The following is a 14216-nucleotide window of genomic DNA, read 5'->3' as shown; positions in this document are numbered from 1 at the left end:
TGCCGCCCGCCATGATGGCACGCGAGCGTCACGGCACGTGCAAAGCCAAGCTAAGGCCTCAGCGCGAGCATGCTGATACTGGGTAGTGGTCATGAGGTGCCGCCGCAGTCGGAAGTGACTGTAGATCATGCTGTGCGCCGGCAGGAACCGCTGTGCCAGCCTGGGTGATTTGAAGCGTTGTATCTGTCGCTCCCGGCGTCGGGTCGAGCGATGTGAGTTCTCAGCATGATTGTTGAGATATCGACTGGTCCGATGTCGCACATTGTGGAGCACCTCGCACATCGCCACACCGTAGCTGCGCAGTCCATTGGTGACGATGCGCTTCGGTTTGTATTTCATGCCGGTCAGCAAGCGCTTGAAGATGCGTTTGGCCGCGGCGGCGTTCCGCCGCCCCTGCACCAGGATATCGAGCACGACCACGTGCTGATCTACCGCACGCCAGAGGTAATGCAGCACACCGTTGATCGGCAGGAAGACCTCCTCGAGGTGTCAGGTGTCGCCTGGCTTCGGCTGGCTTCGGCTGGCTTCGGCTGGCTTCGGCTGGCTTCGGCTGGCGCCGGCACAGCTTTCGGGCGAAGTCTGCCCTGAATTTCAGGCCCGATTGCCGAATGCTTTTGTGGGTGACCGTGATCCCGCGTTTGGCCAGGATTAGCTCGACGTCGCGCAGGCTCAGACTGAAGACCTGATAGAGCCTTACAGCATGGCTGATGATCTCGGTCAGGAAGCGGTAGCCGGGGTAGGTGACGAGTTCTGGCATCAACCCGGCTTGGCCCAGCGGCCTCATTCCGGACAGAGGTCGCTAACTTGGCAATGCTCGCGCGACGGCTCAGAGTTTCGCTGGTCGGTAAGGGAGACACGGCCGGCATGAGCGGGCGGTAGCGCTTCAGCAGATCCGCCGAGCGGCGGAACGGCGTCCCGTCTCGGAACGGGGTGTTGGCCATCGTGGGGGTTCTGTTGCGGCCCTGATCCCTGGATCAGGGTGACTGCGTCTCTGACATCACGAAGCCAGCGCTTTCAATCCCGTCATCGCAGGCACTGATACAGGAAATCGCTCACAGCTCAAGAATAATTGTATTCCGATTCAGGATACTTGTTCTGCAAGCTCTTCTCGCCTGTTTGTCAGGCAAGGAGAGAAACGATGTCGGATTCAAATCCGCTCGCGCGGGATCTCGCCCAACTTCTAGCAAAGCACGGCGTCAACTCCCTACCAAGCGCCACGACAGCCGGACCTCAGGCCGTTACTCCAGGCAGTGCTGTTGCCAGCTACATCAAGGAAATCATCACTGGCAACCAAGCATTCGACGAACAAGTGCTTAGTCGTGTGGTCAACGTACTGAAGCCTAGTGGCGGCGGTTAAGGATCTTTCGCCCATGGTCCCGCGGAGCCCCAGGTTTGCAAAGAACGCTGTTGAGGCTCAGGCCCTCGGCTCGCGTCGCCTGGGGCTCTCGGTCACCCAAGCCTGCCCTCTTCGCTGCCGGCATTGCAGCGTGAGCGCGGCCCCCGAACTTGGCCAGAACCGCCTTGGTAAAAACTTCGCCCTAGCCGTCATCGCTCAAATGGACGATCTGGCGGCGGCGGACATTACTGCGATCGACTTCACAGGCGGCGAGCCGACACTCGCGCCCGCCTTCGTGCTTCCTGTAGCTGAGGCTGCCCGTGCCCGAGGCATTGCGACAGGCATTGTGACCGCCGCACATTGGGCGGCCGATGCGCGCCTCGCAGAACGCTTCATTAGTAGGTTCGATGCGGTCGACCACTGGGACATCTCGACGGATATTTACCATTTGGATTTCGTCCGCCTCGAAACTGTCGAACGCGCGTTCCGCGTCCTCTCCGCGGCTGGCAAGCACCCCCTCATACGCGTCGCGCATCATGACGATCTGACGCGCGAGGATGCAGAACTCATCCAGAGAGTGATGGCCTTTGCCGACCGGAACGTCGCTTTTCAGTCGATCGGCCCGGTTGGGCGCGGCGCCGAACTGGTGTCCGCCGAGGTTACCGCGGACGAGAGTTGGGACCGCGGACCCTGCCTCAGCACGGGTCCCCTGGTGCGCTGGGACGGCCGCACCGCGCCTTGTTGTGCACCTGCTAGCCATGAGGAGCAGGCGCATCCTCTCTGGATCGGCGACGCATTTTCTCTGTCACTGGTCGAGATCGTGCATCGCTGGCGCACGGATGCTTTGCTGCAGACGATCCGCGTCTGGGGCTTCGGGCCACTTGTCGAGTGGTTCCGAGACGCCGGTCTTCCCGTTACACATATCTTCCGCTCGCGTACCTGCGATCTCTGCGTCGCCTTCCTGCGCGACCCAGCGCTGGCGGCGCTCGCTGCCATACGCGCGAACGAGTTGGAGCACCGCATTCGCCTCGCCTACGCCCTGCTGAAAACGTTCGGCGAGCCTTGGCTTGACCAGCTCCTCCAGCGCGAAGCGCAGCTTTATCTGCGTGACGGGGTCTGGCCGAACCCACACAGACCGCCTTTATGCGCCTGACATCCAAACCTTTGCGCGTAACGGTCGTATCAATGCCCTGGTGTGCGGCGGCGCGCCCGAACCTATCGGCAGGTCTTGTAAAAGCGCTCGCCGTTCAGGCCGGTGCGCAGTGCAGCGTGATCGATGGCAGCCTCTCGCTTGCCGTTCGCCTCGGTCCGGCGCTCTACGAGGCTTATGCGGAGACGTCGGAGCTGTTCGGCGCCCTGGAGCATGTCTTTGCGACCGATTTATTCGGGACGGAGCCGCTGGACTCCGATGCCTTCCTAGAGCCTTACCGCCTTTCCGACGGGGCTCATCCGCTGGCCGCACTCCGCGACGAGGTAGTGCCCGGGTTCTTGTCCGAGATGACGAAGGAGGTGCTGGCGGCTGAGCCGGATGTTGTGGGTTTCACCTGTACCTTCAACCAAGTCTTCGCTAGCTTGGCATTGGCGAGACGCCTTAAGGCGCTTCGCCCGGCACTACGAATCCTGCTCGGTGGTGCATGCGTGCATGGCGCGATGGGCGAAGAGTATGCCCGATGCTTCCCTGAACTTGTCGATCACGTCTTCCTGGGTGAAGCTGACGTCTCCTTTCCTTGCTTCATTGAGCGTGTCGCGTGTGGTCAGCCAGTGCACGACATTTCAGGTCTGACGGTTGAGGGCCGTGCCACGGGCGCGTCATCACCCGTCCATAACCTAGATGTTCTGCCAGCGCCCGATTTTGACGACTACTTCGCGGCCCGGGCACGGCTTGAGGCGGCTGGAGCGCGCCTGCAGCCGGTTGCCGCACTTCCCTTCGAGTCATCGCGCGGCTGCTGGTGGGGCGCCAAGCAGCACTGCACCTTTTGTGGCTTAAATAACCTCGGGATGGCCTTTCGGGCCAAGTCGCCGTCCCGTGTCGTGCAAGAAGTGGAGGCCCTAGTCGCTCGTTATGGCGTCGCGCGGCTGATGGCCGCCGATAACATCATCACACACCGCGACTACCGTGCACTGCTGGAAGGACTGCAGGGGCTCGGCCTCGACCTGCGGCTGTTTTATGAAGTGAAAGCAAATCTCGGCCGCGACGATATTGCATTGCTGGCCGATGCCGGCGTGCGGTGGATCCAGCCGGGGATCGAAGCCTTCTCCGACCATCTCCTACAGCTGATGCGCAAGGGCATCACCGCCTTGCAGAACGTGCAGCTTCTGCGGCTCTGTGCGGAGTTCGGTGTCGCCCCGTCGTACAATCTGCTATTCGGGTTCCCAGGCGAGACGGCCGCCGACTACGAGGAGACCGCACGGTTCCTAGCTCGGCTGCGCCACTTAACGCCGCCCTCCGGGCCGCCCTCTCTGGTACAAATCCACCGCTTCTCTCCCTTCCACCAAGACCCTTCGCGGTTCGGGTTCGGCACGCCGAGGCCGGCAGCTTACTATCGGCATCTCGTGCCGCCCGGCCGGGCACAGTACAAGGAGATCGCCTATTTCTTCGACCGGGATTGCGATCCCGCCGATTTGTACCACGCCTTCGCCCCGTCCATCGCCACCCTCGTCGAGGACTGGAGGTCGCGCCCGCGTCGGCTCGTGGCCCGGCTGATGGCAGGCCGGATCGAGATCGAGGCGGCTGAAATGGGTGAGTCGCCCGACATACGCTCGCTCGATCGGGCGCAGGCGGCGGCGCTCCTGGCCGCGGATCGGATTTGCGGGATCCGGCAAGCTGTGATGGCGGCGCAAGAGGCAGAAGCTAACGATCCGGAAGCGACCGTCCGCGCCATGATCGATGACGGACTGATCATGCAGCAGGGGGAGCGGCTGGTTTCCATGGTGCCGTTCGAGCGGCCGAAGCGCGCCGCGGAGCTGGCGAGGTGGCGAGATCGCTGGCTCAGCCGGCCGGTGGCGGCGAGGCCAACACTTCTCGGAACCTACTGACCCCAAGCAAGCGCAGGATCCTCCCCTGCGGGCCACGGCCGAACACCATTATGCCCTGTGCGCAGGCAAGGCTGCGGAAGCTGAGGGCTTCGCAATCCAGTGTGGAACCCCAGAGATCGCTTGATACAGTGATCACGCCTGGACGGCACCGAACCACGAGATAATATGCGTTCTCGTATGTTCCTTCCCATTCTGTTGCGAACTGCGCGTGCCTCGTTGGCCGCAGGCGCGTGGCGCGACAAAACACGCCGTTGCAGTGCAGCCATGGGACCGCCGGTGAATCTCCCTGCATTAGAAGCCCAAGTGGGCGTTCCGCCAAGCGCCCGAAGTACTGCCCTGGCGCTACTGCCCGCAATTGGGCGTGCCTGCGCCCGGAGCGCACGACAAGGCCGCCCTCGGCGGCGGACACACGCAGGTAGCCGAGCTGGGGCGCGACGTAGAGTGTTTCTTGTCGCGGTTCGTCAGGCAGAACAGGCGCGTCGCCGCTCCTGACGTTGCTCCCCGTCACCCTACCGCCGGCGATGATACCCCTAGCGTCGACGCCCGGCGCAGAGGCATTCATCATCAGGCATTGGCCGGACCCATCGTCGGGTGACACCTGCAGAACTGCCTGAAAACCGCCGATCTCGCCGTCGTGGAAAAGCAATCGTTGATCGCCATCGTTGCGTAGGAAAAGCCCAAGCCCGTAGCGGAGGCTTGGGGCCACAAAAACTTCACTTTGCGGCGTCGCCATGCAGTTCACAACCGTGCGCATTGTCGCCGTGGACGGCACCGCGAGCTCCGCCGCGAATCGCGCGAGATTCGTGATTCGCGCCCAGAGAAAGCCTGCCGCAACGAAGCGCTGGTCCCGCGGCTCAAGGCAAAGCGCTCTGAGCCGGTTTGAAGCGGGGTTAAGGACATGACCGGATGCCACGCTGTCGGTAGCCGAGGGCGACACTGTGAAGCCAAAAGGGGCGAGCACACCCGAACGCCACCAGTTGCAGCCGAGCCTGCACCTTAGCCACGCGCCCAGCAAGGCGTAGCCGATGTTGCTGTAGCTGAAGTGCTCGCCGGGTCTTGCCACAGTGCCGACTGCGCTCAGCCACGCTTCGGTGCTGGTCCGCTCCAACTCGCGTAGAGCGACTGCATTGGGCAGTCCTGCCCTGTGAGACAGGAGGTGGCGGAGGCTGCAGCCAGTGGCATCGTTGCTCCGGGCACTAGACACACCCAGCTCAGCCGTAGCGAGCGGTCGATCGAGATCCAGGTGGGCACGTTCCGCCTCCGCGAGGACGGCCACCGCCGTGACGGTCTTGCTGATGGATCCGATTCGGAACAGCGTCTCGGGGGTGACCGCATGGGCATCGGATTTGATGGTCCGACGCCCGAAGTACCACACGGACGCCACACGACCGCTTTGGAGCGAAGCCAGTGCGGCACCTGGGACTAATTCAGCGTCGCAAACATCGTTGATATCATGCACCAGCCGATCCAGGTTCATGTTTAGGGCCGTCCTCTGTAGGTGCACGGTAGCGGCAACTGTGCCAAGCGACTTTGAGCCTTCGGCGAAGGCGGGTGCGCCACTGCCGCCTGCCGCCGCAGGACGTTGCTGATCATATGGCCGGGACAAGCATTGTCACATTTTTTGATGACTAAGCGTGTTTAATCACAGGACGGAGCTTGCGTGATCTTACGCCGCCATCTGGACACACGTCTCCTGCCGCCAAATCTGGAAAGCCTTGTCACGCGAACGGCGGTACTGTTCGTTGGCCATCATGCGTCGATGCGGACGGGAGTGCTGCTCCGCCCGGACCTCGGCGATGTCGATATGGAAGTAGCCGATGGGGTTAGCGCTTGAACTTGGAGCAGTTGGGCTTGTCACCTTCGGTGTCCGGCAGCCGGCTGATGCCGTGGCGCTGGAGGCAGCGGTGCAGGCTGGAGCGGGTGAGTGTGGAAGGGTGAACTGGAGGGCATAGAGGCAGTCGTCCAGCGGCAACAGCGTGTGACGGTGAAAGGCAACGACGACGGCCTCATCCTCGGTCGACAACACCGTTGATTTGGGCTCTTGGGGACCAGTGCGCAGGTCGGAGACAGACGATTGCCTCCGCCACTTCGCCACGGTCTTAGGGTTGATCCCGTAGCGCTTGGCGGGCCCTCTCAGGCTCTCTTGACTATGCTGTATCGCTCGACGGACCGCCGCTGTCGTTGTGGCGCTCCCATGGTGAACCTGGCCCATAGCGCGTCCTTCCACGCCTGTTGGAAGACTGCACCATCAAACCCTGGGATCAAACATCTCTGATGTCCGTCCTTTCAAGGCCAAGGCGTACGTCACCATTCGCCGTGCAGGCGTTGTTTTGGATGATGAGGCGTTTGGGTGAGCAGGCGGATGACGAGCGACGGTTGATCCAGCTCTGATGCGCGGGTTGGCTACCGCATGACCCTGATCGCCGCGGGGCTACCTCTGTCTAGAGGGCGGGGATCGGCCCGTAGCCTCCCCGTAGTGTTCGTCGAGGGATCCCCTCACCCTTCCACCTCCTCGCCCAAGCGTCTCGTCTGTTTGGCGTCCTCCTCGTCCGTGTCTGCTGTGAGTTGCGTTGTCAGGCTGCGGCAGCAGGTGGTGCCATCATGCCCCCGATAGCCCAGGCAAAGCCCACCATCTCCCGCGCGATAGCCGTGACCACGACCTGCGGCCGCTTGCCTGCGGCTGTAGGCGCCTGTACCGGGCGCAGAGGCGCACTTGCGCCTTCCAGGCGATCTCGAGCACCTCCCGCGGCAGTCCAGCCAGGCGGGGCCGCATCTGAGCTGGCACCCGGGCCGGTAGGCGATAGGTCCAGGCGCCCTCGATCAGCATGCGGCGCGCAAGCGGGCTGCCGGCCTTGATGATGGTGCCTTGGCGGCGTTTGGCACCGCTCGAGTGCTCCGAGGGTACGAGGCCAAGATAGGCCATCACCTGGCGGGGGTTGTCGAACCGCCTAAATTCGCCGACTTTGGCCACCAGCGCCGATGCGACGATCAGGGAGACACCCCGCATCGCCTGCAGTGCCTCGACCACCGGCGCCATGCTCCAGCAGGGTACCAGGTCACGAATGCGGCCGGTGAGGCGCTCGATGCGCGCCTCGTGCTCGTTCACCGCGTCGAGGTACTCCTGGCAGGCGACTTGCTGAGCAGGGTGCGGGAAGGTCTGCTCCATCAGCCACTTCCGGTGCGGCCAGGTCCAGCGCTTGGCGTCGTAGCTCCGCCCGTGCCGCAGCAGGAAACCCATTAGCCGCTGCCGGGCCTTGCGAAGCGCCTCCACCATGTTCGCCCGCGCCCTGACCAGGTCCCGCATGGCCTCGTGCTCCGGGTCCGGCACCCAGACCGGCGTCAACTCGCCGGCCCGGTGCAGGCGGGCGAGCGCCGTCGCGTCCCGCCGGTCGATCTTAATCCGCTCGCCTGGCTTGCGCGGGATCAGGCTCGGCGCAACCACCACGCAGTCGTGGCCGCGGTTGCGAGGTGCCGGTACACCCCGTAGCCGCACGGGGCGGCCTCGTAGGCGAAGCGTAGGGTCCGCCCGCCTCGACCGAGGCGCGCCAGCAGCTTGTCGAGCGCCGCTGCCTCGTTCGGGATCTCTCCCACAAACCGCACCTCGCCATCCCGACCAGCCTCCGCAACACAAACTGCGACCGTCGCCTTGTGCACGTCCAGCCCGACAAAGGTGATATTCTCTCCCACGGTCCGTCTCCTGTGCTGAGGCAAGGCGCCAGCCATCCGGCGCAACCCTCGCGATTCCTGCACAGTTCGAGGCGGGCCACCCCCGCCTCAGACGGACATCTGGTCTAGGAGATGTTGGTCAAGCGGCGCTCGAGCCGAGAGCGTGAATAGGAGCCGACGAGCGAGGCGAGACGAACTGCGCCGGCTGCTTGGGCGAGTGAGCGGCGTGCGCAGTTCGTCTCGCGGGCATAAGTCGGGGCTGCGCCGAGCACCGCGGTACCGTCCGTGGCAAGGCCCCTGGCCGGCGCAGAAACCCCCGCGGATGGTCCGGCCTGGCCACCATCGTCCTCTCGGCCCCTTGCCCACCACCGATAAAGCCCGAATCTGGCGGCTCCCTGCGAGTACGGCTAGCTCGGTGTCACTTGCGATAAGACCCCCTTACCGCAAGTGAGTAGGGGCTTGCCGCAATCGCGGATAACCGCCGAATTCAGGCCTGACCGGGGGCGGACATCGCCCGGTATCCTTGTTTAAGGCCCCTTACATAAGGTTGGCCGCTAATTAAGCCATCGGTCTCTTGTTTAATTAGGCCAGAAGTCTATAGACCCGACATGGCCGGAGCCGCAGCTTCCAACCCGCGGCTCGGCCGCTTTGTCGAGACTGTCGCAGCAGGCGAGACGGTCCGCGCTTTCGTCCCGCCGACACTCCCGCCGGAACCGGCTATCGACGTGCTCGCTCTGCTTGAGCGGCTTAGCTTGGCGGAGCGTGCGCTTGGCCGTTTGGACGGAATCACCATGCTCCTGCCTCGCCAAGAGCTGTTCCTATACATGTACGTCCGTAAAGAGGCAGTGCTCTCGTCTCAGATCGAGGGCACGCAGTCGACCCTCACCGATCTCCTGCGCTTCGAAACCGAAGCTCAGGCAGGTCAGCCCATCGACGACATCCGCGAGGTGTCGAACTACGTCGACGCGATGATGTACGGGCTGGAACGTCTGAAGGAGCTGCCCCTTTCGCTCCGGCTCATCCGCGAGATGCACGCCCGGCTTCTCCAAAGTGGTCGCGGCGGCACGAAAGATCCCGGCGAGTTCCGGCGCTCGCAGAACTGGATCGGCGGTACGCGCCCAGGCAACGCGCTATTCGTGCCGCCGCCCACGACGGAGTTGGACACCTGTCTTGGCGCGCTCGAAGCCTTCATGCACGAGGAGCGGTCCAGGCTGCCGGCGCTGATTAAGGCCGGGCTGCTCCACGTCCAGTTCGAGACTATCCACCCGTTCCTTGATGGCAACGGTCGCATCGGACGCCTTCTCGTCACACTGTTCCTGTGCGTTCACGGCGTTCTTCGCTCGCCACTGCTCTACCTCAGCTTGTATTTGAAAGCGCACCGAGCCGACTACTACCGGCTGCTGCAGGAGGTGCGCGAGCGCGGGGCCTGGGAGGCATGGCTCGAGTTCTTCCTCGAAGGCGTCGCCGAAACCGCCAACCAGGCGTTCGACGCCGTCACGCGGATCGTGCAGCTCTTCAAAGAAGACCGCGAGCGGATCACCGCCGACAGCGAGCGGGCTGGATCCGTCCTGCGCCTCCACGACCTCCTTCAGCAAAACCCCTTTGTGACCGCAAAACTACTGGTCGAGCGAACCGGGCTGACAGCGCCGACCGTCAACGCCGCCCTTGCAGACCTCGAGCGCCTCGCCATCGTCGAGGAAGTCACCGGCCGTCGGCGCGGACGCGTCTTCGGCTATCGCCGCTACCTCGCCATCCTGAACGAGGGCACTGATCCTCTTCCGGCGGCCGTCTAACCCTCGAGTTGGGTTTTGCGTCACCGTGCAGATTGAAAGCATCACCGTCTCCAACTTCCGCTCTTTCGGTCCTGATCCCCTCCGGGTTACGGTTTCGACGGAAATCACCGCGATCGTGGGCCCCAATGGAGCCGGCAAGACAGCCTTCCTCCACGCGCTCATCAAGCTGTACACGCTCGGGGTGATGCAGCGGCATCTCGATATCGAGCGGGAGCGAAGAGGGCTGTCCTAAGCTGCCGTCGGCTACGGGCCCTCACCGATCCTGCACAGGGAAGGCCCGTCGGATGCAGTTGAACCGCCTCCGCCACCCATGTGCTGATGCCGCTAACCGAGTCCTTTCGGGGGCGACGGTGGCAAGCTCGACGCAGGCGCGAGAAGGCCGAAGAACGCCTGTTGGAGAGGTGGCGGCGGATTGCCCTTCGGCACCGAAGCGAGGCTTTCTGCTCGGACCGACATTCCTAACGGAACCGTGAGCTGATATCGGCCGAGCATGGCCTTCATCCGACAGCAACGGCAGGATGGCGGCGATGCCGATCTCCGCCCAGCCACCACTGCCAGACGACGCGGCCATGCTCCGCACCCTGTCGCATTCGGAGGTGGCGGCTGGCCGTGCCTATGCAGCGCGTGGCGCGGTGCGCCACCTTTCCGTGTCTGCCAACGGGCGCGTGATCGAGGCGAAGGTGAAAGGCTCGGCACCGCGACCCTATGCTGTGCGCATCACGCTGCAGCCTCGGCGCGACGGCGGCACCGATTTCGACGGCATCTGCAGTTGCCCGGTCGGGCTCGACTGCAAGCACGTTGCAGCGGCGCTCTTCGCCGCCCGGCGCGAACGCGGCGACGTGCCGCGTCCTGCTCCGCCGCCCACGCCCGCCACGGCCCCGGCAGAGCCGGTACTGCCGCCCGAGGTCGCCGACTGGCTGCGTCAGCTCGCCGCGATCGACGAGGCGGATCCGGAGGCCTACCCCGCTGACATTCGGCAACGTGTCGTCTACGTCGTCGCGCCGCTTGCCCGGTCGGTGGGGCCAGTCTCACTGAACGTCGCGGCTTTCTCGGTCACCTTACGGAAGGATGGCAGCTACGGTGCCGGTAAGGGCGTCCAGGCGCAGGCAGGAACGGCACGGTACTTGCGCCCCTCCGACCGGGCGATCCTGCGGCGGATCGACCTGCTGCGCTATGCGCCCGAGGGGATGCTCAGAGATGCAGACCCGCCTGATCTGCTGCGCCGGATCATCGCCACTGGCCGGGCCCGCTGGGCCGCGGTGGATGGGGTACCGCTGCGGGAGGGTCCCGTGCGGTCGGGCAGGCTCATCTGGCGGCTGGAGGCGGATGGACGCCAACGCTCCGCGCTGGACTTAGCGGAAGGACTGCTCGGCCTCGCCTTGCCGGCTCCCTGGTATGCCGACCCGGTGAGCGGCGAGCTGGGGTCGGTCGACCTTGGTGTGCCGGCACATGTCGCGGCACGGCTGCTGCTCGCGCCGCCCATCCCGGCCGAGGCAGCGCCCCTGGTCGCGGCTGAGCTGGGGCGGCGGCTCTCGGCACCGGCGATGGCGCTGCCGGCGACGCTCGACCCGCCGGAGACGCTACCTGGCCCGCCGGTGCCGCGGCTATTGCTCACCGCCGGCAGGCTGCCGGCCTATGCCACGCGCAGCTACGGTCAGGGCCTCTTGCGGCCAGAGGTGGACTTTCCAATGGCGCGGCTCGGCTTTCGTTATGGGCCGGTGCTAGTGGCCCATGATGTGCGCGCCGCTTATGCCCCGTCGCGGTCCGGCACGGACGTGGTCGCGCGCGAGGGGCGGCTCTACCGCCTGCGGCGTGACGCGGCGGCGGAGCGCGCCGCGGTGGCACGCCTGCTGGGCATCGGTTTCGTCGCAGCAGGGATGTCGCTGCCGCCCGGCTCCCAGGCCGGCGCCGATGCATTCCTGTTGGAAGAGGAGACGGAGGATGACCCCGACTGGCTCTTTGTGTTGCAGGAGGAGGTCCCGGCGCTGCGGGCAGATGGCTGGGAGGTGGAGGTCGCCCCCGACTTCCCGATCCGCCTGGTTGAGGCCGAAGGTCCGCTGGAGGCACGGCTGGAGGAAGGCTCCGGCATCGACTGGCTGGACCTGCATCTCGGCGTAATGGTGGCCGGGCAGCAGGTGGACCTCGTTCCCGTGCTGCTCAACCTGATCGCCGCCGGGGTGGAGCCAGAAGAATTTGCCGAAGGTCCGGTCCTGCTGCCCCTGCCCGACGGGCGGCTGCTCTCCCTACCGGGGGAGCAGATCTTGCCGATCCTCTGTTCCCTCATGGAGATATTCGAGCGCGGCGCGCTCGATCCGGAGGCAGGGCACATTGGCTTTACCCGGATGGATGCGGCGGAGCTGGCCGAGCTTGAGGAAGGTTCCGGCATTGCTTGGCGGGGCGGGGAGGCGCTGCGGGCACTCGGTGCCCAGCTCCGCGCGGCGGCGGGATCGATCCCGCCAGCCGAACTGCCTGCGACTTTCAGGGGCACGCTCCGACCCTACCAGGCGCAGGGTGTTGCCTGGCTGCAGTTCCTGCGCGGCGCCGGGTTGGGTGGGGTGCTGGCGGACGACATGGGCCTCGGCAAGACGGTACAGACCCTGGCGCACCTTGCCATTGAGCACGCCGCCGGGCGGGTGGACCGGCCGGCACTGATCGTCAGTCCGACAAGCCTGGTGCCGAACTGGCTGCGGGAGGCGGCGCGCTTCGCCCCCGCGCTGCGGGTGCTGCCGCTGCACGGACCGGCCCGGAAGACTCGCTTCGGCGAGATCGCGGAGCATGACCTGGTGCTCACGACCTACCCGCTGCTGACACGGGACCAGGAGGCACTGACGAGGCAGGACTGGCATCTGGTGGTGCTGGACGAGGCACAGACCATCAAAAATCCCAATGCCGAGACGACGCGACAGGCGCTGCAGCTGCGCGCGCGGCAGCGGCTCTGCCTATCCGGCACGCCGCTGCAGAACCACCTGGGCGAGCTCTGGTCGCTCTTCGACTTCCTGGCACCGGGTTTCCTCGGCAGCGCCAGGAGCTTCCGCAGCCGTTACCGCACACCGATCGAGAAGCATAGTGACGCGGAGCGACAGGCTGCGCTGCACCGCCGCGTGCGGCCCTTCCTGCTGCGGCGGACCAAGGAGGAGGTGGCGACCGAGTTGCCACCCAAGACCGAGATCACTGAGCCAGTAGAGATGGAAGCGCCGCAGCGCGCTGTCTACGAGGCGATCCGGCTGTCGATGCACGCCAGGGTCAAGCAGGCCGTCGCCGAGAAGGGCTTGGCGCGCTCCGGCATCATCATCCTGGATGCGCTGCTGAAGCTGCGCCAAGCCTGCTGCGACCCGCGGTTGCTGGCGATGAAGTCGGCGCAAAAGGCTGGCTCGGCCAAGCTGGAGCGGCTGCTGGACCTGCTCGGCGTATTGCTCGATGAGGGGCGGCGCGTGCTGATCTTCTCCCAGTTCACCAGCATGCTGGCACTGATCGAGGCGGCGCTGCAAAAAATCGATATTCCCTACGTGCTGCTGACCGGCGACACCAAGGACCGCGCGGCACCGGTGAGCCGCTTTCAGGCCGGCGAGGTGCCGGTCTTCCTGATCAGTTTGAAGGCCGGCGGTGTCGGTCTGAACCTGACGGCGGCAGACACGGTGGTGCACTACGATCCCTGGTGGAACCCAGCGGTCGAAGATCAGGCAACAGATCGTGCTCACCGGATCGGTCAGGACAAGCGGGTCTTCGTACACCGGCTGATCACGCTCGGCACGATCGAAGAGAAGATGGAGGTGCTGAAAGAGCGCAAGCGTGCGCTGGTCGCTTCGGTTTTGGAGGCGGAGCATGGCGGGGCATTGAGGTTGACCGAGGCCGATGTGGAGGAGCTGTTCGCGGCCACCTGACGTGCCGGGCAAGCCGGGCTGCCGCCAGCGTCCGCGTGCTTTGCAGGTTGGGCCTGCTGCGGAAAGAAAGCTTATGCCAAGCAGCCGAAGTTCTGACCTGCGGCCCGTAGGGCTGATGCTACGAATGGCACCGGGTGACCAACTGGGCCCAAGGGTGAAACCTTCATGCGTCTGGTGTTACTGCACCAGAGGCGCGGATGGCAGCGGGGTGCCGCCAACCCAATCTCCTCTTATAGGGTTTTTTATGGTGGGCTCATCAGTCAGCTTCATCAGGCTCTCGGTCGTGACGTTCGTCCGATGTGGGCTTGAATTCCGAAGGTAATTTCCATTCGCGCCGCCTGAGATGGTTAGGGTGAGGGCATCACGGCCGGCTTAACCTGCCTCATGCACCAACGCCATGCTGATGCGGAAACGGCTCCAGTGGCATCGTCAACGCACCGGCGTTTGAAGACTAGGCTCTGTGACCGGAGTGGCTGGCTGATCCATTCGGTTCTGCATCGGTCG

8 protein-coding genes and 2 pseudogenes are annotated in these 14216 nt (G+C 64.7%); 6 read left to right on the top strand and 4 right to left on the bottom strand.

Translation table 11 applies throughout. The features are described from left to right. Window positions 1–456: IS6 family transposase (locus tag AC5JJ1_RS27995; protein ID WP_495788402.1), on the bottom strand; the 456-nt coding region annotated here is incomplete at its 3' end. A gap of 682 nt (window positions 457–1138) precedes the next feature. Between AC5JJ1_RS27995 and AC5JJ1_RS27990 the strand changes: the two genes are divergently transcribed. Genes AC5JJ1_RS27990 through AC5JJ1_RS27980 form a run of 3 tightly spaced genes read left to right on the top strand, consistent with a single transcriptional unit; the run spans window position 1139 to window position 4372 of the window. Further along, the gene (locus AC5JJ1_RS27990) at window positions 1139–1357 is read left to right on the top strand and encodes a hypothetical protein (RefSeq protein ID WP_495788401.1); all 219 of its coding nucleotides are present in this window, start codon (window positions 1139–1141) and stop codon (window positions 1355–1357) included. A 13-nt stretch (window positions 1358–1370) separates the two neighbouring features. Continuing rightward, complete coding sequence (locus AC5JJ1_RS27985; protein WP_495788400.1) at window positions 1371–2489, top strand: radical SAM protein; 1119 nt, start codon at window positions 1371–1373, stop codon at window positions 2487–2489. Continuing rightward, the gene (locus AC5JJ1_RS27980; RefSeq protein WP_495788399.1) at window positions 2480–4372 is read left to right on the top strand and encodes a RiPP maturation radical SAM C-methyltransferase; all 1893 of its coding nucleotides are present in this window, start codon (window positions 2480–2482) and stop codon (window positions 4370–4372) included. Before AC5JJ1_RS27985 ends, AC5JJ1_RS27980 begins: the two co-directional genes overlap by 10 nt. On the opposite strand, the gene AC5JJ1_RS27975 is transcribed toward AC5JJ1_RS27980, so the two are convergent. From AC5JJ1_RS27975 to AC5JJ1_RS27965, 3 genes and pseudogenes are all read right to left on the bottom strand, one after another. Continuing rightward, window positions 4326–5849, bottom strand: coding sequence for a serine hydrolase domain-containing protein (locus tag AC5JJ1_RS27975; RefSeq protein WP_495788398.1), 1524 nt, complete (start codon window positions 5847–5849; stop codon window positions 4326–4328). The two genes, AC5JJ1_RS27980 and AC5JJ1_RS27975, sit on opposite strands and share 47 nt — an antisense overlap. Before the next feature lie 297 nt (window positions 5850–6146). After that, a pseudogene (locus AC5JJ1_RS27970) lies at window positions 6147–6584 on the bottom strand (transposase family protein); the annotation flags it as partial. A gap of 361 nt (window positions 6585–6945) precedes the next feature. Continuing rightward, a pseudogene (locus tag AC5JJ1_RS27965) lies at window positions 6946–8095 on the bottom strand (IS110 family RNA-guided transposase). Window positions 8096–8646: 551 nt separating this feature from the next. Between AC5JJ1_RS27965 and AC5JJ1_RS27960 the strand changes: the two are divergent. The 3 genes from AC5JJ1_RS27960 (at window position 8647) to AC5JJ1_RS27950 (ending at window position 13712) form a co-directional block, all read left to right on the top strand. Then, window positions 8647–9831, top strand: a complete 1185-nt coding sequence (locus tag AC5JJ1_RS27960; RefSeq protein ID WP_495788397.1) for a Fic family protein — start codon at window positions 8647–8649, stop codon at window positions 9829–9831. Between the two features lie 25 nt (window positions 9832–9856). Beyond that, a complete protein-coding gene (locus tag AC5JJ1_RS27955) occupies window positions 9857–10063 on the top strand; it encodes an AAA family ATPase (protein WP_495788396.1) in 207 nt (68 codons plus the stop codon). 295 nt (window positions 10064–10358) lie between these two features. Beyond that, window positions 10359–13712, top strand: a complete 3354-nt coding sequence (locus AC5JJ1_RS27950) for a DEAD/DEAH box helicase (protein ID WP_495788395.1) — start codon at window positions 10359–10361, stop codon at window positions 13710–13712. Window positions 13713–14216: the final 504 nt, after the last annotated feature.

It is taken from the genome of Belnapia sp. (assembly GCF_059504005.1).
This window is presented reverse-complemented; position numbering and strand designations above follow the sequence as displayed.